Here is an 18959-nt window from a genome sequence, read left to right on the forward strand (position 1 = left end):
TAAGGACGCCATGCACGAGTCCGCCCCGCCAAGAAAAGTTGCATCTGTAACAAGCAGCGCTGCGTTGCCCTTCGCCGCGCTGCTTCTTGGCAATCTCGCGCTCGCTTTCGGCCCGTGGTTCGTGCGCGCCGCCGATGTCGGACCGGTGGCGGCGGGCTTCTGGCGGCTCACGCTGGGTGTCCCGTTCCTGTTTGCGATCATCCTGATGAGTCGCGGCAAGCCAACGCATGGAACACGCGGCCTGTGGGGCGTCCTGCTGTTGTCGGGCGTTGCCTTCGCCGCCGACCTGGCCTCCTGGCACATCGGCATCCTGCACACCACGCTGGCCAACTCCACCCTGTTCGGCAATTCGGCGACCTTGATGTACCCGATCTGGGGATTTCTCGTGGCGCGGGCCTGGCCGACCCGGCAACAGGGTCTGGCGCTCGCGCTTGCCGCGATCGGTGCCGGGCTGCTGCTCGGTCGTTCGTACGAATTGTCGCCGCAGAACCTGTTCGGTGACCTGCTGTGTCTGCTCGCGGGCGCGCTCTATACGGTCTATTTTATCCTGATGGCCCGCGCCCGCACCGCCATGGCGCCCTTGCCCGCATTGGCCTGGTCGAGCTTGTTCGGGACGCTGCCATTGCTGGTTTTTGCATGGGTGCTGGGGGAGCGGATCTGGCCTGGAAACTGGAGCGTGCTGATCGGCCTCGCGCTCGCCAGCCAGGTCATCGGACAGGGGCTGCTGATCTACGCGCTCGGCCATCTTTCGCCGCTGGTCGTCGGCATCGCCTTGCTGACTCAGCCGGTCGTCGCCGGGACGGTCGGGTGGATCGTCTATGACGAACGGCTGGGCGTACCCGATTTTATCGGCGCGGCGCTGGTCGCGGTGGCGCTGGTGCTGGTCCGTCGCGGCAAAAGCCCTCCGGGACAGGTTGCGTCGAGCGAGGCAGAGGCTAAAACGTGAACATGACTCAGGTTGCCGATATGACGCTGGACGAGCTGCGCGACGCGCTGGCGCCGCATCTCGCCCCCAATGCCGCGTTCGACGGGTGGAGTGCGGCGGCCATCGCTGCCGCCGCCGATGCGATCGGTGCTGACCGCGATGTGGCCCGCCTCGCCATTTCCGCCAAGCCGGTAGAGATGATCGATCTGTGGTTCGCCCATGTCGACCGCGAGATGGCGCGTCGCCTGCCGCCGGAAACGCTCGCATCGATGAAGATCCGCGCAAAGATCACAGCGCTGGTCGAGGCGCGGCTCGACATCCTTGCCCCCGATCGCGAAGCGCTGCGCCGCGCAGTCGCGATCCTCGCCATGCCGCAGAATGCACCGCGCGCGAGCCGGCTCGGCTGGCGCTCGGCCGACACGATGTGGCGGCTCGCCGGCGATACTGCGACCGATTACAACCACTATACCAAGCGCGCGATGCTTGCCGGCATCTACGCCGCGACGATCGCTGTGTTCCTGAACGATGAAAGCGACGACCAGGCCGAAACGCGCGCCTTTCTGTCACGCCGGATCGAAAACATCATGCAGTTCGAAAAGGCCAAGGCAAAACTCGCCGCGCGCTCCGACCATCGCTTCAGCATGTCGCGCTTCATCGGCCGGCTGCGCTACAATGTGCGGTGATTTGCTGCCGATTGCCCGTTGCGAAGAACCTGCTTAGGCTGATGCCCTTGATCAACGGGGGGACGACCGGTGAAAGCTGTCGCAATCATTCTCAATTTCTTCATTCCGGGCGTTGGCAGCCTGGTCATCGGCAAGACGGGCGCGGGCATCGCGCAACTGATCATCTATTTCGTCGGGCTCGCCTTCGCCATCACGGTGATCGGCGTGATCATCGGCGGCCCGATGATGTTGGGCGCGTGGATCTGGGGCCTGGTGACTGCGGCGACCCATGTCGATGAGCCGGTGCAGGTTCATGTCATTCATAGCAATCAGCCGGGCGGCTCCACCCCCGACGCGTGATCCGGGCTCGGCCTCGCGTTACGCGATGACGCGAGGCAGTTGGTGAATCCGCTCCCCTATCCTGCGCTCCACGCCAGCCATGGCGGTATCTGGATCGCAACCGCTGACAGCACGCGCAGTGTCGGGCGGGGGGAGGCGGTGCGGATCGCCGCCGACACACCGGTCATCCTGCTCAATGCGCCATTGACGGCACAGCGCCTGGGCTATCCCGATCTCTCCGGGCTCGATCTGCTCGAGTTGTTCGCTTTTCTGCGCCCAGCGCGGTTCATGGTGCCGACCCCACGCGGCATGGCGCGCATGCTGGGCATCGCCGAGCCCGTCGACGATGCAGCGGTCGCCCCGTTCCTGCGCGACGCTGCCAGCGCGATGCTCGCCCTTGCCGAAACCGACTGGCCGGAGCGGGAGGGCGCATGGCACGCCGCCCAGTCGCTGACCAAACTGCGCTGGAGCTGGGCTCCGGCGCTTTCGCAGCGCCTGTCGCGTCCCGAGAAGGCCGAACGCTGGCTATTCTCGCGCTTGCCCGAGTGGAGCGAAGCTGCGCCGCGCACGCCACCGCGCACCGTGACGCTGGACCCCGACGCGGTGCGCGATCGGCTCGCGGCGCTGACGGGATCGGGTGCGGAGGTGCGCGCAGGCCAGCGCCTTTATGCCGAAGCCGTCGCGAGCGCCTTCGCACCACGCACAATGCGCGATTCGCCCAATCTCGTGCTGGCTGAGGCCGGGACGGGGATCGGCAAGACACTGGGCTATCTCGCCCCCGCCTCGCTCTGGGCGCAACAGGCCGATGGCGTGGTGTGGATCTCCACCTTTACCAAGGCGCTGCAACGGCAGCTCGGGCATGAAGGCGAGCGGCTGTTTGCCGACCCCGAAGAGCGCAAACGCCGCATCGTCACGCGCAAGGGGCGCGAGAACTATCTTTGCCTGCTCAATCTGGAGGACGCGCTGCAGGGCGGGTTTGCGGGTCGCGCGGCGATCCTTGCCCAATTGGTCGCGCGCTGGGCTGCCTATACCGCCGATGGCGACATGATCGGCGGCGACCTGCCCGGCTGGCTCCCGGTGCTGTTCCGCCGCAACGGATCGACCGCGCTGACCGACCGGCGCGGCGAGTGCGTCTATGCCGGCTGCCCGCATTACCGCAAATGCTTCATCGAGCGCGCGGCGCGGGCGAGCGCGGACGCCGATATCGTCATCGCCAATCATGCGCTGGTGATGGTCAACGCCGCGCGCGGTCGCGAAGCCACCACCCGACCGACCCGCTATGTCTTTGACGAGGGCCACCATCTGTTTGACGCCGCCGATGCGATGTTCGGCGTCGCGCTGTCGGGGCAGGAGACGATCGAGCTGCGCCGCTGGATCACCGGCCCTGAGGGCAATTCGCGCGGACGGCGGCGGGGGCTTGCGGCACGCCTTTCGGACGTGGCCAGCTATGACGATGCCGGCGCGCGCGCGATCAGTGACGCGGTGGACGCCGCCCGCGCGCTGCCGTCCGACGGCTGGCTTCAACGCCTGGCCGAGGGGCAGCCGTTCGGCGCGATCGAGCAGCTTCTCGGCGCTGTGCGCGGCCTCGTCTACGCCCGCGACACCGCTGGCCCGGGCGAGGCCGGTTATGGCATCGAGACCGAGCTGGCCGAGCCCGACGCCCCGCTGATCGACGCGATTCCGCCCGCCGTCGCCGCGCTCGAATCGCTGTTGCGTCCGATGATGGCGCTCGGGCGGCGGCTGGAGGCGGTGCTCGACGAGGCCCCTGACTGGATGGACGGGCAAGCGCGCGCCCGGATCGAGGGCGCGATCGCCTCGCTGGGGTGGCGCGCGGAAACTGTCGCCGCCTGGCTATCGCTCGTTGCGCGCATCGGCGGCCCCGCCACTGCCGACTTTGTCGACTGGCTCGCCGTCGAACGCATCGAAGGGCGGGAGATCGATATCGGTATTCACCGCCGCTGGCTCGACCCAACCAGGCCGTTCGCCGAAACGGTGCTGAAGCCGGCGCACGGCGCGCTCGTCACCTCCGCGACCTTGCGCGCGGGCGGGGACTGGGACGTTGCCGTACAGCGCAGCGGCGCCCAGCACCTCACGCACCCCGCCCAGCAGTTCGAAGCCGCCTCGCCCTTCGACTATCCGCGCCAGGCCGAAGTGCTGATCGTCACCGATATCAAGCGCGGCGACATGGGCGCGCTCGCCGCCGCCTATGCCAGGCTGATCGTTGCGGCACAGGGCGGCACGCTGGGTCTCTTTACCGCGATCCGGCGGCTGCGCGCGGTTCATACCCGCATCGCCGATCGGCTCGCGCGTGAGGGGCTGCCGCTCTACGCCCAGCATGTCGATCCGATCGATACCGGCACGCTGGTCGACATCTTCCGCGACGATCCGCGCGCTTCCCTGATCGGCACCGACGCTTTGCGCGACGGGGTCGATGTCCCCGGCAACTCGCTGCGGCTGGTGGTGATGGAGGGCGTGCCCTGGCCCAAGCCGAGCGTGTTGCACGCCGCGCGCCGACTGGCCGGCGGCGGCAGCGCTTATGACGACCGCATCGTCCGCGCGCGGCTCGCGCAGGCATTCGGACGACTGATCCGCCGTGCCGACGATTCGGGCGCGTTCGTACTGCTTTCCGCCGCCACGCCCTCGCGCCTCCTCGACGCCTTCCCGCCCGGCACACCCGTAGTGCGGCTCACGCTCGATGCGGCAGTGGAACGGGTACAGCGTCTTTCCTCCGTCGCATCGCTCGGGCAGAAGGCGCAGGAAACCGCCGATCGGGAGGACCGATGAAGACGTTGACGGTGCTGCGCCATGCCAAGTCGAGCTGGGACGATGCCGTCGCGCGCGATTTCGACCGACCGCTCAACGCCCGCGGGCAGCGCGCGGCAGTGACCGTCGGCCGGCACATGCGCGGCGAAGGGCTGACCTTCGACCATGTCGTCGCCTCGCCCGCAGTGCGAATCGTCGAGACGGTGGAGCAGGTTGAGACCGGTTTTGGCAGCGCGCTCGCCCCGGCATGGGACCGTCGCATCTATCTCGCTTCGGCCTCGACCTTGCTCGACGTGATCCACGAATTGCCCGAAGGAGCCGACAGCGCATTGCTGATCGGTCATAATCCGGGTCTGGAGGATCTGATCCTGATGCTTGTCCCCGACCGTGCCGGCGACGCGCTGCGCGATTCGGTTGAGGAGAAATTCCCGACTGCCGCCTTGGCGGTGATCACCTTTGACACAAGCGACTGGACCGCGATCCGGTCCAATACCGGAACCCTGGCCCGGTTCGTGCGCCCGCGCGACCTTGACCCCGCGCTGGGGCCGGAGCGCTGATCAACCGTCCTCGCTCAGCGCCCCATGGAGCGAATCGCGCAGGGCGCGGAGCGAGTCGGTCCGCCCGCACCGTGCGCTGCGCTCCGCGTCGAGCAGCCGCTGGACGCCCCGGATCGAATAGCCCTCGCGGCTGAGCAGCGCATCGATACGACGCACCAGCGCAACATCGTCGGGCCGATAATAGCGTCGCCCGCCCGCCCGCTGCAGCGGGCGCAGCTGAGAAAATCGCGTTTCCCAATATCTCAGGATATGCTGAGGGCGACCGATTTCCTGCGCAAGCTCGCCGATCGTCCGGAAGGCCTCGGGGCCCTTTTCCGGACCGGCTGCCATGTCATCCCCCGTTGACGATCCGGTCGCGCAGCATCTGGCTGGCCCGGAAAGTCAATACTCGGCGCGGTGCGATTGGCACTTCGACCCCGGTTTTGGGATTGCGCCCGACCCGCTCACCCTTGTCGCGCAGCACGAAGCTGCCGAAGCCCGAAATCTTGACATTCTCGCCATTGGCGAGCGCCTCGCACATATGGCCGAGAATCTGTTCGACCAGTCGAGCGGCGTCGGCACGCGACAGGCCAACGTCGCGGTGCAGCGCGTCGGCGAGATCGGCCCTGGTCAACGTCGCGGCGGTTGCCATTCCTTAACCCTCCTGCCCCGTCTTGTTACCGTAACACATTGAGGGACCGGTGCAACCATCGTTGCGCCCACGTTACGATACCGTAGTATTACCGTAGCGGGCGTGATCGCCGGCCTTTCAAAAGCGAACGACCGCCGCGCCCCAGGTAAAGCCGCCGCCCATCGCCTCGAGCACCAGCAGGTCGCCCGGCTTGATCCGCCCGTCGCGTACTGCCGTGTCGAGCGCCAGCGGCACCGAAGCGGCGGACGTGTTGGCGTGCTGATCGACCGTCACCACGACCTTTTCGGGTGCAAGGCCCAGCTTCTTGGCGGTGGCGTCAAGGATGCGGGCGTTCGCCTGATGCGGCACGACCCAGTCGACATCCTCCGCCGCGAGTCCCGCCGCCGCCAGACCCTCATTCATCACTGCGGCGAGATTGACCACCGCGTGGCGGAACACTTCCTTGCCCTTCATGCGCAGCTTGCCCACGGTCCCGGTGGTCGACGGGCCGCCATCGACATAGAGCAGCTGATTGTGCCGCCCATCGGCATGCAGCTTGGTGGCCAATACCCCGCGCCCGCCGTCGACCGCAGTCTCCTGTGCTTCCATCACGATCGCGCCGGCACCGTCGCCGAACAGGACACAGGTGGTGCGATCTTCCCAGTCGAGAATCCGGCTGAACGTTTCCGCCCCGATCACCAGCGCGCGATTCGCGCTGCCCGCCCGGATCATGCTGTCCGCGACCTGCACCGCATAGAGAAAGCCCGAGCAGACCGCTGCCACGTCGAACGCTACGCAATCGTCGATGCCCAGCGCCGCCTGAACGCGGGTTGCGCTGGCGGGGAAGGTCTGGTCGGGCGTCGCCGTCGCCAGTACGATCAGGTCGACCGCCTGCGCATCGATCCCGGCCGCCGCCAGAGCCGCCCGCGCTGCATCGGTCGCAAGCGTCGCAGTGGTTTCGTCATCGCCGGCAATATAGCGAAAACGAATGCCGGTGCGTTCGACGATCCATTCGTCGGACGTGTCGATCTGCTCGGCCAGCTCGGCATTGGCAACGCGGCGGCGCGGCAGCGCCGATCCGGTCCCGGTGATCACTGCACGCCGCATGGTTGCGACGGCGCTTAAGTCAGTCATGCTGCCTGGGCCTCGAAATTGCCGAGATCCTCGGCGATGCGGCGGGTCAGATCGTCGCGTATCATCTTGGCGGCGACGCCGATCGCGGTGTCCACCCCGATCTCATTGGCGCTGCCATGGCTCTTCACGACAATGCCGTTCAGGCCGAGGAAGACCGCGCCATTGTGATTATTGGGGTCGAGATGATGGCGCAGCAATTCGGTGGCTGGCTTGGAAATCAGGAAGCCGATCTTCGAGCGGATCGAGCTGGAAAAGGCGCGGCGCAGCAGATCGGCGACGAAGCGCGCGGTGCCCTCGACCGTCTTGAGTGCGATATTGCCCGAAAAGCCGTCGCACACGATCACATCGACATTGCCGCGCGACATCGCATTGCCCTCGACAAATCCGGTAAAGCGGAGCGGCAGATGGGTCGCGGCGCGCAATTGCTGCGCAGCGTCGCGGATGATGTCGGTACCCTTTTGCTCTTCGGTGCCGATATTGAGCAGCGCGACGCGCGGCGATTCGAGGTCGAGCACAGTGCGCGCATAGGCGGCGCCCATCACGGCAAACTGGATGAGGTTGCGGGTATCGACCTCGGTATTCGCGCCCAGGTCGAGCATGACGACATCATTATCGCCCAGCGTCGGCATCCGCGCGGCAAGCGCCGGCCGGTCGATTCCCGGCATGGTCCGCAGCGACAGCTTCGCCATCGCCATTAGCGCGCCGGTATTGCCGGAGGAAACCGCAGCAGCGGCCTCGCCGCGCTTCACCAAGTCGATCGCGATGCCCATCGACGTCGTCTTGGCGCGGCGAATGGCTTGGCTCGGCTTGTCGTCGGCGGTCACCACCTCAGGCGCGTGCACGATTTCGGACGCAGCGGTGAGGTTGGGATGGGCCTTTAGCCCCTCGCGAATCGCGGCTTCGTCGCCGACGAGCAGAAAGCGCATGCCATCGAAGCGGCGTCGCGCGCGCGCGACTCCGGCAAGCATGACCGCCAGCCCCTCATCGCCGCCCATCGCATCGACGGCGATTCGTGCGCTTGAGGTCATGACCGACGGCCCCCTTTAATCGGGCTCAGCCCTCGACCGAAACGATCTCGCGGCCGTTATAGTGGCCACAGGCGCCGCACAGCACGTGCGGGCGCTTCAGCTCGCCGCAATTCGGGCATTCCTGAAAGGCCGCAACCTTCAGCGCGTCGTGCGACCGGCGCATGCCGCGGCGGCTGGGCGAAGTTTTTCTCTTGGGGACGGCCATTTCGGCAAACCTTCTTGAACTGTCGTCTTAAAACCTGGATCGCGATACGCCCATGGCGGCGAACGGGCAAGCACCGGGGTCCGGCACTCGCCGGACAGCCCTGGGCCAGTCGCAAAGCGAGCGAGCGCCTATACCGATTTCCGTTCAAGTTGCAAGGCGGTGCGCGCCGTGGCAGCCACAGTGTTTCAAAGGGGGAAGAGTAAATGGAAGCCATCATCCTGCCCGTCACGCTGGCCGCCGCTGCGGCCTGCGCGCTACTCAATTCCTGGCTCACCTTTCGGGTCGGGCAGGTGCGCCGCGCTGAAAAGATCCTAGTCGGTGACGGGGGCAGCACCCGGCTGACCGCGCGGATGCGCGCCCAGCTCAATTTCGTCGAGCACGCGCCGTTCGTGTTGATCCTGATCGCACTGATCGAACTGGCGGTCGGGACCGAGACCTGGCTGTGGGCGGTCGCCGCGCTGTTCGTTGCCGGGCGCATCCTCCACGCCTTCGGGATGGACGGCTGGTTCCCCGGGCGCATGATCGGCATCGTCGTCACGCTGCTCGTGACGATCGGTCTGGCGGGATATGCCGCAGCGATCCCCTATTTTGCGTTCGGCGACTCGGAAACGATCGAGCTGGTCGAAACGTCGGGCTAGTCTTCCGCCACCCATGCGCTGAGCAGGCTGTGGGCGATCGCGTAGCGCGGCGGGGCGATGAACCGCGCCTCCGAATCGCCCGCCAGCGCCGCGCGCACCTCGTCGCGGGTCACCCACATCGCATCCTCGATCTCGGTCGTATCGAGCGATAGCGTGTCGTCTTCGGCACGCGCGATGCAGGCGATCATCAACGAGGAAGCGAACGGCCAGGGCTGGCTGGCGACGTAGCGTACGTCCGTCACGTGCACGCCTGCTTCTTCGAGCGTCTCCCGCGCCACGGCCTCCTCGATCGATTCGCCGACCTCGACGAACCCGGCGAGCGCGGAGTAGCGCCCGGCCGGCCATGCCGCCTGCCGCCCAAGCAGTGCGCGCCCGTCATATTCCGCCAGCATGATCACCACCGGATCGGTGCGCGGGAAATGCTCCGCGCCACAACCGGAGCACCGCCGCGCCCAACCCGCGCGAAAGAGCTCGGTGGCGCTGCCACATGCCGCGCAAAAACCGTGGCGCTGATGCCAGTCGACCAGGCTGCGCGCGCAGGCATAGAGGCTCGCCTGATCGGGCGGCATCAATCCGAGCATCGCGAACAAGGCGGGCGAGCGCGCCGCGCCATGCCGCTGGCCCATGCGCAGAGGTGCGAAATGCGGCTTGCCGTCGATATAGCCGAGGAACAGCGGCTCGGCATCCTCGGGCAGGTCGGCGAGGCTCACCCAGACCAGCCGCCCCTCGCCGTCCAGCTCGGGGTCGAGTCCGCCCAGCTTCAGCAGCCGCGCGCGCCAGTCGCCCAGTGCCGCCGCCAGCGCCTCAGGGTTATTGCGTTCGCGGTCGGCGCGGTCGAGCACGCCGCCAGTGAACCCGACTTCGAGGCGCATCAGCGTCCTGCTTGGGCGTAGACCGCTTTGACCGCATCGGCCCGCAGCGGCCATTTGTCCGACGGGAAGTAATTGACCATCACCGTCCCGCGAATCTTCTTCGACGGGTCGACCCAAGCGACCGTGCCGGCCGCGCCGCCCCAGCCATAGGTGCCCTTGCCGGCGCCGCCCGGAACATCCTCAAGCTGCACCGATCCGCCCGCGCCATAGCCCATTTTTGGACCCATCGCCCCGCCGCTTCCGCTCGGCGCGCCTCCATAAGTCACGCCGGCGGGCAACAGGTTCGACATGGCGAGTCGCACAGTCTCAGGCTTCATCACGCGGACGCCATCGACCGCGCCGCCATTGGCCAGCATGTGCAGGAAGCGGTCATAGTCGCGTGCCGACATTACCAGCCCCGCTCCGCCATAAGGAAAGGAGGGCGGTGTCAGCCAGGCCGAGCTCCTGGCCGGATCGAACGGAATGCGATTCTCGCCCGCCCAGGCATAGTTGGTCGCGAACCGCCCGATTTCCGACTGCGGCACCGTCCAATAGGTCGAGCTCATCTTGAGCGGCCCGAGCAATCGCGTCTGCAAGAATTGCTCATAGGGCATTCCTGCCGCCGCCTCGATGATCGCGGGCAGCAGGTCGAGGCTGATCGAATAGCTCCACTTGGTGCCCGGCTCGGCGATCAGCGGCAGCGTCGCAACCCGCTCGGCAAATTCCTTGAGGCTTTTGGGCCGCAACGGCCGCGCCTGCGCCTCCAGTGCCGCGTTGACTGCGCCCGGCGTGATGCCCAGCCGCTCATATTCCTTGAGCAGCGGCCCCTTGGTGATGATCGAATAGCCAAGGCCCGCCGTGTGGGTCAGCAGATGCCGAACCGTGATCTGCGTCGTCGCCGGCCGGCTATCGAGGCTATTGGCCGGATCGGTCAGCACCTTCATCTCGCGGAAGCCCGGGAAGAAGTGCGCGATCGGCTGATCCAGCTTCAGCTTGCCGTCCTCGACCAGCATCATCGCCGCCATGGCGGTGATCGGCTTGGTCATCGAATAGACGCGCCACAGCGAATCGGGCGTGGCTGCGGCGGCGTCAGGCTCCACCGCGATGCGGCCTGCACTGGCAAATACCGGCGCCGAATCGCCGACGCCATAGGAGATGACGATGCCCTGTGCGCGGTTCTGCGCGACATAATCCTTCGCCAGCGCCTCGACCGGAGCCGCCGTCTGCGTCGCAGTCGCCGCCTGTCCGAACGCCGCCGTTTGCGTCGTCGCCAGCGCCAGCGCCGCAGCGCCACCGATCATCCAGGTCCGCTTCATGCTTCGCTCTCCATCGCCTCGACCGCCTTGGCGAACAGCCGCGGAAGTCCTGCCTCATCCAGTCGCTCGATCGGCCACCAATCGCCCTCGACCGCGCCTATGTGACGCGCGAGTGTTGCAGTCGCAAGCACGGCGTTCAGCTCGAAATGCGTGAACACATGGCGGATCGCCGCGTTGCGGAGCGTCCAGGCGGCGGCGACCGGCGCGTCAGCGAGTCCCGGCGGGCTATCCGCCCACGGCCCGGTCGGCAGCGCGCGCATGCCGCCCAGCAACCCCTTGGCGGGGCGACGGACCAACAGCACCGCGCCATCGCGCGCCAGCCAGAAGAAGGTGCCGTACCGCACGGGCCGAACCGCCTTCTTCGCCTTGACCGGAAATGCCTCAGGCATCCCCGCCCGCCGCGCGGCGCAGGCTTCGGCAAGCGGACAGAGCAGGCATTTGGGACTGCGCGGGGTACAGATCGTCGCGCCCAGATCCATCATCGCCTGCGCAAAATCGCCCGCGCGCGCGCTCGGCGTGATCGAATCGGTCAGCGCGCGGACCTGTGGCTTCGCTCCCGGCAACGGGTCGGCCACGGCAAACAGCCGCGTCACCACCCGCTCGACATTACCGTCGACCACCACCGCGCGCTGCCCGAACGCAATCGCCGCCACCGCCGCCGCGGTATAGGCTCCGAAACCCGGCAGCTTGCGCAGTGCGGCCTCGTCTCCCGGCAACTGCCCCCCATGCTGCCCCGCCACCGCCCGCGCTGCGGCGAGCAGGTTACGTGCGCGGGCATAATAACCAAGCCCCGCCCATGCGCTCATCACATCGGCATCATCCGCCGCCGCAAGGCTCGCGAAATCGGGCCAGCGCGTCGTGAATGCCTCGAAATAGGGGATCACCGCCGCAACCTGAGTCTGCTGCAGCATCACTTCGGACAGCCACACGCGATAGGGGTCGGGCGGCGGTGTTCCCGGCGGCGCGCGCCACGGCAGCATCCGGGCATTGGCATCATACCAGGCGAGCAACTGATCGGCGATGGCGCGAGAAACATTGTCGGGCACGCCCCGGCTATGGCATGGACCGGGCGAATGAGTAAGCCGCGCGCCACGACCGACGAACCTCGCCGCAGCAACCGGGTCCGCGCCGTCGCGGATCTGGTGCCCGACGTCGGCCGCGTCGCGTTCCGCAAGTTCGGCTTCGTCCAGAGCGCGGTGCTCAGCCGCTGGAGCGAGATCGTCGGCGAACGCTATGCTGGCGTGTCATCCCCCGAATCGATTCGCTTCCCGCGCGGCGAGCGGTCGAACGGGGTGCTCAGCCTGGTCGTGCAGGGTGCGCACGCCCCGATGATGCAGCATATCGCGCCCGAGATCGTCGAGCGGGTCAACCGCTTCTTCGGCTATCCCGCAGTCGGCCGGGTCGCGATCCGCCAGGGTGAGGTCGCGCGCAAGCCGAAACCCGCCGCACCGGTGCCTGCCGCGCCGCTTCCAGCCGAACTTGGCGACAGCCTGCGCGCGATCGTCGATCCCGAATTGCGGGCGGTGCTTGAAGGGCTCGGCGCCGGACTTGCCGCCCCCGTGCCCAAACTTGGAAAGATCGACTGATGCGTCCGTTTGCGCTGATCGCGCCGCTGACCGCGCTGGCCCTGATTGCAGGTGGGGCGATTGCAGGTGGGGCGACCGCTCAACAGCCGAAGAAAGCTGCCGCCCCACGCGACTGGGCAACGTACGTCGTTCAGGCGCCGTCGGGTGCCATTATCATCGGCAATCCCGGCGCACCGGTGAGGCTGGTCGAATATTTGAGCTACACCTGCGGCAGTTGTGCACATTTCATGGCTGAAGCGAAGGTGCCGTTGAAGGACGGCTATGTGCGACGCGGCGCGGTGCGCGTCGAGGTGCGCCATGCCGTGCGCGATCCGATCGACATGGCCGCCGCACTGCTCGCCCGCTGTGCGGGGCCGGGTGGCTTTGTCAGCGCGACCGATGCGATCTTTGCCGAGCAGCGCGACTGGGCGCGTCGCGGTGCGGCGTGGTGGAGCGCCAACGCGGCGGCGCTGCAGTCGGAAACCCGGCTGATGCAGCTTAAGGCCGCAGCGGAAGGGTCGGGCCTCAGCACGCTGATGCGTAGTCGCGGCATGAGCGATGCGACGATCGACCGCTGCTTCGCCACCTCGACCGATCTCAACCGCCTGACCGCGATGGCCGATGCGTCGTGGAAAGTGATCAAGGGTACGCCGACTTTCGTGATCAATGGCAAAACCGGTGGCGGCGACCATTGGGAAACGCTCGAACCCCAACTGCGCGCCGCCGGCGCGCGCTGACCCATCCCCCAAGCGTGGAGACGTAACTTGAAGCGAATTGCAATCGGCCTGGTATCGGCACTGGCTCTGGCCAGCTGCGGTGGCGACAATGCCGGCAATAACAGCACCGCCGCGCCTGCGGCCCCGGTTGCGGGCGCATCCGCCCCGGCGGGCACCCAATGGGTCGACACGGTGGTCAAGACGCCCGAAGGCGGCTTCCGCATGGGCAACCCCGATGCGGCGATCAAGCTGATCGAATATGGCTCGCGCACCTGCGGCCATTGCGCGAATTTTGCCGTCACCGGCATGGAGCCGCTCAAGGCCTATATCGCGACCGGCAAGGTCAGCTTCGAATTCCGCGACTTCCTGCTCAATCAGATCGACGTCGGCGCGGCACTGGCGGGCCAGTGCGCCGGTCCAGGTCCGTTCTTTGCGATCCTCGATCAGATGTTCGCCGAACAGCAGACGCTGATGAGCAATGGGCCGAAGCAGGGCGATCCTTTCATTCAGCAGGTCGAGGCCATGGCCCCGCAACAGCGCATCGCCGCAGTGGCGGAGAAGTTCGGCTACCTCGCCTTTGTCCAGCAGCGCGGCGTCCCGGAATCACAGGCACGCGCGTGTCTCGCCGATTCGGCAGCCACCGACGCGCTGGTGAAGGCGGCTGAGGATGGGCAGAAGCAGTATAATATCTCCGGAACCCCGACCTTCATCCTCAATGGCAAGGTGCTGGAAAACACCGGCACCTGGCCGCAGGTCGAAGCCGCGCTGAAAGCTGCAGGCGCCTGAACCCCATGACCGGGCGGGGCCGCTGACATGCAGATCAAGCGGCTCCGCCTGACGGGGTTCAAGAGCTTCGTCGACCCCGCCGACCTGCGCATCGAGCCGGGGCTGACCGGCATCGTCGGCCCCAATGGCTGCGGCAAGTCCAATTTGCTCGAAGCGTTACGCTGGGCGATGGGCGAGAACAGCGCAAAATCGATGCGCGGCGCGGGGATGGAGGACGTGATCTTCGCGGGCACCGCCAGCCGCCCGCAGCGCGATTTTGCCGAAGTCTCGATCCTCGCCGAACAGGCTGGCGGCCCCGATGACGGCGAACTGGAAGTCGTCCGCCGGATCGAGCGGGGCGCGGGGTCGGCCTATCGCATCAATGGCCGCGACGTGCGCGCCAAGGATGTCGGCCTGCTGTTCGCCGACTCCGCGACCGGCGCGCATTCCCCTGCCTTGGTCAGCCAAGGGCGGATCGGCGCGATCATCCAGGCCAAGCCGGGCGAGCGCCGCCAGATGCTTGAAGAGGCGGCAGGCATTTCCGGCCTGCATGTCCGGCGCAAGGACGCCGAACAAAAGCTGCGCGCGACCGAGGCCAATCTGACCCGGCTCGATGAACTGATCAGCGATCAGGAGGCGCGCGCCGCCGCGCTGAAGCGACAGGCGCGGCAGGCCGAGCGGTATCGCGAACTGTCCGACCGGATCCGCACCGCCGAGGCGCGGATGATCTTCGCCCGCTGGCGCGACGCCGCTGCCGCCGCCGATGCGGCGAAGCAGGAAGCCGCCGCCGCCGAGGCTTTGGTTGCCGAACGCACCGCAGCGCAGGAAAGCGCGCTCGCCGCGCAACAGGCGGTTGCGACCACGCTCGCCACTGCTCGCGCCGCTGCGCTGGCCCAGCGCGACCGCGCGAGCGAGGCGATGCACCGGCTCGCGACACTGCGCAGCGAACGCGCCGCGATCGACCGGCGGATTGCCGAGCTGCACGATTCGGCTGCGCGGCTGGAGACCGATAAGGAGCGCGAAGGCGCGCTTGCCCGCGATGCCGCCGATGCGCTCGCCCGGCTCGACAGCGAAACACAGGCGCTCAATGCGCGCATTGCCGAAGCGACGGCGCGGATGCCCGATCTCGACGCTGCGCTGACCGACGCCGAACGCGCCGCCCGCGATGCCGAGGTGGCGCTGGCGCAGGCGCTCGCTGCTCAGGCCGCCGAAGCCGCCGAGACGCGCGTCGCCGACGCCGCGCTCGCCGCCGCGCGGACCCGCGCCGAACGCGCGACACGCGAGGGGGCGCGGGTCGAGGCAGAGATTCGCGCACTCGGCGATCCCGCCCCGCTCGCCGCCGAGCGCCAGCGCGCCGCGGATGCGCGCGCGCAGGCGGCGCATCAGGCCGAATCCGCGCGCACCGGCCTGACCCGGGCAGATGCTGCCGAACGCGCCGCAATCGAGTCGCGCAGCCGCGCGCAATCCGCCCGCGCCGAGGCGCATGCCGAACTCGCCCAGCTGGATAGCGAGGCAGCGGCGCTGTCCAAAGCCACGCGACCCAGCGGCAAGGAACGGCTGCTCGACCGGCTGACGGTGGCGCCCGGCTATGAACGCGCGCTCGCCGCCGCGCTGGGCGACGATCTGGAGGCTGGCCTTGATCCCGCGGGCGAGCGCCATTGGGCGGGGGCTGACCAGTTGCCCGGCGACCCATCGCCGCCGCGCGGGACAACGCCGCTTGCTGCGCACGTTACCGCACCGCCCGCGCTTGCCCGGCGGCTGGCGCAAGTGCTGGTTGCAGAGACCGACGACGGCCAGCTGCTCGCCGTCGGACAGCGGCTGGTGACGCTGATGGGCGTGCTGCGCCGCTGGGATGGTTATGTTGCGCGCTCGGGCGGCGCGGCGGCGGCGGAACGGCTGGAGCGGGTCAATCGGCTCCACGCGATCGAGAAAGCGCGCCCCGCTGCCGTCCGCGCGGTCGACGCCGCCGATGCCGAACTGGCGCGGATCGAGGCGGAGATCGCCGAGGCAAAGCGCGCCGCGTCCGATTGCCGCCGCTTGCTCGATAGCGCCGAAACCGCCGGTCGCGAGGCTGCGCGCGCGGAAGACCGCGCAGCTGCCGCACTCGAACGGCTCGACGCCCAGCGCGCCGATCTTGAAGGCCGCCGGGCGCGTACCTTCGCCGAGCAGGACGAAGCTTCGGCTGAAGTGGAGCGCGCCGAAGCCGCGCGCGCCGCGCTCCCGGATGGCAGCGAAATCCGCGCGAAGGTCAGCGCGCTGTCGTCCGAAGCCGAACTGCGCCGCACCGCCGCCGCGACCGCGCGGGCGGAGCGCGGCGCACTGGAACGCGACATCGCCGCCGCGCGCGAACGCCTTGCCGCCGCGCAGGCCGAACGGCGCGGCTGGACCTCCCGTGCCGGTGAGGCCGCGCGCCGCATCGCCGAAATGGATGCGCGCGCGATCGAACTCGCCGAAGCTTCCGAAGCGCTCGCCGCCCGCCCCGCCGAACTCGACGCGGCGGTCACTGAGGCCGAGCGCGCGAGCGAGGAAGCGCGCATCGAAAGCGCCGCCGCCCAACTCGCCGAGCGCGAAGCCGAAGCCGAACTGCGCGGCACGGAAGCAGCGGTTCGCGCAGCCGGCGATGCGCTGGGCGAAGCGCGCGAGCAGCGCGCCGGTGCGGTCGCCCGCGCTGAAAATCACGATCTGCGCCGCGTCGAAATGAACCGCCTGTCGGGTGAACGCTTCGAATGCCCGCCGCCGGTCCTGTCGCAACGCGTCGGCTTCGATCCCGACAGCGTGCGCGGGCCGCAGGATGAATCCGCCGCGCATGACCGGCTGATCGCGGAGCGCGAGCGGATCGGCCCGGTCAACCTCGTCGCCGAGACCGAACTGGCCGAACTCACCACCGCCGCGCAGACCGCAGCCGCCGAGCGTGACGAACTGATTCAGGCGGTCCATCGGCTGCGAGGCAGCATCGGCACGCTGAACCGCGAGGGGCGGCAACGGCTGCTGACCGCGTTCGAAGCGGTCGACCAGCATTTCCGGCGGCTGTTCACGACCCTGTTCAACGGTGGCCAGGCGCATCTCGCACTGATCGACTCCGACGATCCGCTGGAGGCGGGGCTGGAGATCATGGCCCAGCCGCCGGGCAAGAAGCTTCAGTCGCTCACCCTGCTCTCGGGCGGCGAGCAGGCGCTGACCGCCGTTGCGCTGATCTTTGCCCTGTTCCTCACCAACCCCGCGCCGATCTGTGTGCTCGACGAAGTCGATGCGCCGCTGGATGACGCCAATATCGAGCGCTTCTGCGACCTGCTCGAAGCGATGACGCGCGAGACCGCGACCCGCTACCTCATCGTCACGCACAATGCCGCGACGATGAGCCGCATGCACCGCCTGTTCGGTGTCACCATGGTCGAACGCGGCGTCAGCCGCCTCGTCTCGGTCGATCTGGGCGGCGCCGAATCGCTGCTGGCGGCGGAGTGAGCGTCGCCGCCCGCCCCACCCGCTTCCGCCTCGCGCTGTTCGGTTTCGGGGACTTTGCGTTCAACCTCTACTGGCAGAGCGCGATGCTCTTCCTGCTCTTCTACTATACGGACGCGCTCGGGCTGCCGGTGGGAGTGGCGGCGACGATTTTCCTCGCCGCATCGGTATGGGACGGGATCGCCAATTTCGCCGCCGGGCTGCTCGCCGACCGGCATGAGCCGCGCGGCGGGCTGGGGCGGTTGCTCGCGCTCGGTGGCGTGCCGCTCGGGCTTGGGTTCATGCTTGCCTATCTGCCGCCGCTCGCGCCGGGCATGTGGGGAATGGTCGGCATCTTTGCAGGCCATATCCTGTTCCGCACCGCCTATGCCTTTTTGAACGTCCCCTATCTGGCGATGAGCGCGCGGGTCAGCGCCGACAGCAACGACCGGGCGTTCGTTGCGGGCGTGCGGATGCTGTCGGGCACGCTCGCCGCGATCGTCGTCGCGCTCGGCACGGTTCCGCTGGGCACCGGCCTGCTCGGCATGCAGGCGGCGGCAGACGCCTATTTTGGGGCGGCGATCCTGTTTGCGCTTGCCGGAGCCGTGATCCTCGCCCTGGTCGGCGCCAGCTATCGCGAAGCCGATGTGCCCGATCGCGCCGCGCCGGTTCCGGTGCTCACCGCATTGCGCGTGATCGCCGCGAACCGCGCCTTCGTCACGCTCAACCTCGCGATGATGGCGGTGATCGTCGCAGTGACGATCCTCAACAAGTCCGTCCTCTATTATTTCAAATATTTCCTGCATGATGAGGCGAGCGGGCAGCTGGCACTGGCATCGATGAGCGTGGTCAGCGCGGTGTCGGTGCCGTTATGGATGCTTCTGCGCCGCCGGATCGGCGCGCGCGGGCTGTGGTTCCTTGCAGCCGGTCTCGCCAGCGCGGGACTCGCCGCATTCGCATTGTTCGACATCCACCGCGCCGGGGTGATGCAGGCCTATCTGATGGCGATGCAGGCGATGATCGTCGGGCTCAATTTCGTGTTCTGGGCGATGCTGCCGAACACGATCGAATATGGCGAACAGCGCACGGGCTTACGCGTCGAGGGCGCGGTGTTCGGCATGGCGGCGCTGCTGCAACGCGTGGCGATCGGTATCGCGACAGCGATCATCGGCTTCGGCTTCGACGCCGCCGGCTACGTCGCCAATGTCGAACAAAGCGCGGCGACGCTGACTGCAATGCGGCTGACCATCGGGGCAGTCCCGCTGGCATTCCTCATATTCTCGTGCGTGATGATGGCGCTGAACCCGCTCGCGCGCGGGGCGCATGCGCAGATCGTCAAGGATCTACGCGGATAGTATAGCAGCACCGGTCCGCCCCCCTAATTCGGCACCGCCCCGGGGGAGGAGGGGGAGCTGGAGCGGTGCCGAATCCCGGACCAGGTCCGGGG

General features: G+C 67.9%; 19 protein-coding genes. 11 read left to right on the forward strand and 8 right to left on the reverse strand.

Annotated elements, in window-relative coordinates; translation table 11 throughout:
- Positions 1–10 precede the first annotated feature (10 nt).
- The 5 genes from ACRYLO_RS16375 to ACRYLO_RS16395 all read left to right on the forward strand — a co-directional run bounded on the left by ACRYLO_RS16375 (position 11) and on the right by ACRYLO_RS16395 (position 5246).
- Positions 11–946, forward strand: a complete 936-nt coding sequence (locus ACRYLO_RS16375) for a DMT family transporter (protein ID WP_482661127.1) — start codon at positions 11–13, stop codon at positions 944–946.
- Between the two features lie 2 nt (positions 947–948).
- Positions 949–1608, forward strand: coding sequence for a COQ9 family protein (locus ACRYLO_RS16380; protein ID WP_482661128.1), 660 nt, complete (start codon positions 949–951; stop codon positions 1606–1608).
- 69 nt (positions 1609–1677) lie between these two features.
- A complete protein-coding gene (locus tag ACRYLO_RS16385; RefSeq protein ID WP_482661129.1) occupies positions 1678–1947 on the forward strand; it encodes a hypothetical protein in 270 nt (89 codons plus the stop codon).
- A 42-nt stretch (positions 1948–1989) separates the two neighbouring features.
- A complete protein-coding gene (locus tag ACRYLO_RS16390) occupies positions 1990–4710 on the forward strand; it encodes an ATP-dependent DNA helicase (RefSeq protein ID WP_482661130.1) in 2721 nt (906 codons plus the stop codon).
- On the forward strand, positions 4707–5246 hold the full coding sequence (locus ACRYLO_RS16395) for a SixA phosphatase family protein (RefSeq protein WP_482661131.1): 540 nt from the start codon (positions 4707–4709) through the stop codon (positions 5244–5246). The genes ACRYLO_RS16390 and ACRYLO_RS16395 overlap by 4 nt, the downstream gene beginning before the upstream one ends.
- Here ACRYLO_RS16395 and ACRYLO_RS16400 read toward each other — a convergent pair whose 3' ends face one another.
- The 5 genes from ACRYLO_RS16400 to rpmF form a co-directional block, all read right to left on the reverse strand.
- Positions 5247–5576: a MerR family transcriptional regulator gene (locus tag ACRYLO_RS16400; protein WP_482661132.1), complete on the reverse strand. Its 330-nt coding sequence runs from the start codon at positions 5574–5576 to the stop codon at positions 5247–5249.
- Between the two features lies 1 nt (position 5577).
- Positions 5578–5877: an integration host factor subunit alpha gene (locus ACRYLO_RS16405; RefSeq protein ID WP_482661133.1), complete on the reverse strand. Its 300-nt coding sequence runs from the start codon at positions 5875–5877 to the stop codon at positions 5578–5580.
- 117 nt (positions 5878–5994) lie between these two features.
- Entirely contained in the window at positions 5995–6963 is a 969-nt protein-coding gene (locus ACRYLO_RS16410; protein ID WP_482661766.1) for a beta-ketoacyl-ACP synthase III, read from the reverse strand.
- Positions 6964–6986: 23 nt separating this feature from the next.
- On the reverse strand, positions 6987–8018 hold the full coding sequence (gene plsX, locus ACRYLO_RS16415) for a phosphate acyltransferase PlsX (protein ID WP_482661134.1): 1032 nt from the start codon (positions 8016–8018) through the stop codon (positions 6987–6989).
- A gap of 25 nt (positions 8019–8043) precedes the next feature.
- Positions 8044–8223, reverse strand: a complete 180-nt coding sequence (gene rpmF, locus ACRYLO_RS16420) for a 50S ribosomal protein L32 (RefSeq protein ID WP_294017548.1) — start codon at positions 8221–8223, stop codon at positions 8044–8046.
- A gap of 203 nt (positions 8224–8426) precedes the next feature.
- On the opposite strand from rpmF, the gene ACRYLO_RS16425 reads away from it, so the two are divergent.
- Positions 8427–8861 (forward strand): MAPEG family protein, encoded by a 435-nt coding sequence (locus ACRYLO_RS16425; RefSeq protein WP_482661135.1) that lies wholly within the window; start codon positions 8427–8429, stop codon positions 8859–8861.
- On the opposite strand, the gene nudC is transcribed toward ACRYLO_RS16425, so the two are convergent.
- Genes nudC through mutY form a run of 3 tightly spaced genes read right to left on the reverse strand, consistent with a single transcriptional unit; the run spans position 8858 to position 12074 of the window.
- Positions 8858–9733 carry an NAD(+) diphosphatase gene (gene nudC, locus ACRYLO_RS16430; protein WP_482661136.1) on the reverse strand — a complete coding sequence of 292 codons (876 nt, stop codon included), beginning with the start codon at positions 9731–9733 and terminating at the stop codon, positions 8858–8860. The two genes, ACRYLO_RS16425 and nudC, sit on opposite strands and share 4 nt — an antisense overlap.
- A complete protein-coding gene (locus tag ACRYLO_RS16435; protein ID WP_482661137.1) occupies positions 9733–11028 on the reverse strand; it encodes a serine hydrolase domain-containing protein in 1296 nt (431 codons plus the stop codon). The genes nudC and ACRYLO_RS16435 overlap by 1 nt, the downstream gene beginning before the upstream one ends.
- Positions 11025–12074, reverse strand: a complete 1050-nt coding sequence (gene mutY / locus ACRYLO_RS16440; RefSeq protein WP_482661138.1) for an A/G-specific adenine glycosylase — start codon at positions 12072–12074, stop codon at positions 11025–11027. The genes ACRYLO_RS16435 and mutY overlap by 4 nt, the downstream gene beginning before the upstream one ends.
- A gap of 27 nt (positions 12075–12101) precedes the next feature.
- On the opposite strand from mutY, the gene ACRYLO_RS16445 reads away from it, so the two are divergent.
- Genes ACRYLO_RS16445 through ACRYLO_RS16465 form a run of 5 tightly spaced genes read left to right on the forward strand, consistent with a single transcriptional unit; the run spans position 12102 to position 18867 of the window.
- Positions 12102–12614, forward strand: coding sequence for a DUF721 domain-containing protein (locus ACRYLO_RS16445; protein WP_482661139.1), 513 nt, complete (start codon positions 12102–12104; stop codon positions 12612–12614).
- A complete protein-coding gene (locus tag ACRYLO_RS16450) occupies positions 12614–13330 on the forward strand; it encodes a DsbA family protein (RefSeq protein ID WP_482661140.1) in 717 nt (238 codons plus the stop codon). The genes ACRYLO_RS16445 and ACRYLO_RS16450 overlap by 1 nt, the downstream gene beginning before the upstream one ends.
- Positions 13331–13357: 27 nt before the next feature.
- Positions 13358–14095 (forward strand): thioredoxin domain-containing protein, encoded by a 738-nt coding sequence (locus tag ACRYLO_RS16455; RefSeq protein ID WP_482661141.1) that lies wholly within the window; start codon positions 13358–13360, stop codon positions 14093–14095.
- Positions 14096–14122: 27 nt separating this feature from the next.
- The gene (locus tag ACRYLO_RS16460; RefSeq protein ID WP_482661142.1) at positions 14123–17536 is read left to right on the forward strand and encodes a chromosome segregation SMC family protein; all 3414 of its coding nucleotides are present in this window, start codon (positions 14123–14125) and stop codon (positions 17534–17536) included.
- On the forward strand, positions 17533–18867 hold the full coding sequence (locus ACRYLO_RS16465; protein ID WP_482661143.1) for an MFS transporter: 1335 nt from the start codon (positions 17533–17535) through the stop codon (positions 18865–18867). Before ACRYLO_RS16460 ends, ACRYLO_RS16465 begins: the two co-directional genes overlap by 4 nt.
- Positions 18868–18959 lie beyond the last annotated feature (92 nt).

This window comes from Sphingomonas sp. SDUR79, from assembly GCF_056821745.1.

Bases quoted from the DNA above. Each gene is read 5' to 3' on its own strand.
- ACRYLO_RS16395 (WP_482661131.1), top strand. From the start codon at position 4,707: ATGAAGACGTTGACGGTGCTGCGCCATGCCAAGTCGAGCTGGGACGAT.
- ACRYLO_RS16450 (WP_482661140.1), top strand. From the start codon at position 12,614: ATGCGTCCGTTTGCGCTGATCGCGCCGCTGACCGCGCTGGCCCTGATT.
- plsX (WP_482661134.1), bottom strand. From the start codon at position 8,018: ATGACCTCAAGCGCACGAATCGCCGTCGATGCGATGGGCGGCGATGAG.
- ACRYLO_RS16460 (WP_482661142.1), top strand. From the start codon at position 14,123: ATGCAGATCAAGCGGCTCCGCCTGACGGGGTTCAAGAGCTTCGTCGAC.
- rpmF (WP_294017548.1), bottom strand. From the start codon at position 8,223: ATGGCCGTCCCCAAGAGAAAAACTTCGCCCAGCCGCCGCGGCATGCGC.
- ACRYLO_RS16425 (WP_482661135.1), top strand. From the start codon at position 8,427: ATGGAAGCCATCATCCTGCCCGTCACGCTGGCCGCCGCTGCGGCCTGC.
- ACRYLO_RS16380 (WP_482661128.1), top strand. From the start codon at position 949: ATGACTCAGGTTGCCGATATGACGCTGGACGAGCTGCGCGACGCGCTG.
- ACRYLO_RS16375 (WP_482661127.1), top strand. From the start codon at position 11: ATGCACGAGTCCGCCCCGCCAAGAAAAGTTGCATCTGTAACAAGCAGC.
- ACRYLO_RS16410 (WP_482661766.1), bottom strand. From the start codon at position 6,963: ATGCGGCGTGCAGTGATCACCGGGACCGGATCGGCGCTGCCGCGCCGC.
- ACRYLO_RS16445 (WP_482661139.1), top strand. From the start codon at position 12,102: ATGAGTAAGCCGCGCGCCACGACCGACGAACCTCGCCGCAGCAACCGG.
- ACRYLO_RS16405 (WP_482661133.1), bottom strand. From the start codon at position 5,877: ATGGCAACCGCCGCGACGTTGACCAGGGCCGATCTCGCCGACGCGCTG.
- ACRYLO_RS16400 (WP_482661132.1), bottom strand. From the start codon at position 5,576: ATGGCAGCCGGTCCGGAAAAGGGCCCCGAGGCCTTCCGGACGATCGGC.
- ACRYLO_RS16435 (WP_482661137.1), bottom strand. From the start codon at position 11,028: ATGAAGCGGACCTGGATGATCGGTGGCGCTGCGGCGCTGGCGCTGGCG.
- nudC (WP_482661136.1), bottom strand. From the start codon at position 9,733: ATGCGCCTCGAAGTCGGGTTCACTGGCGGCGTGCTCGACCGCGCCGAC.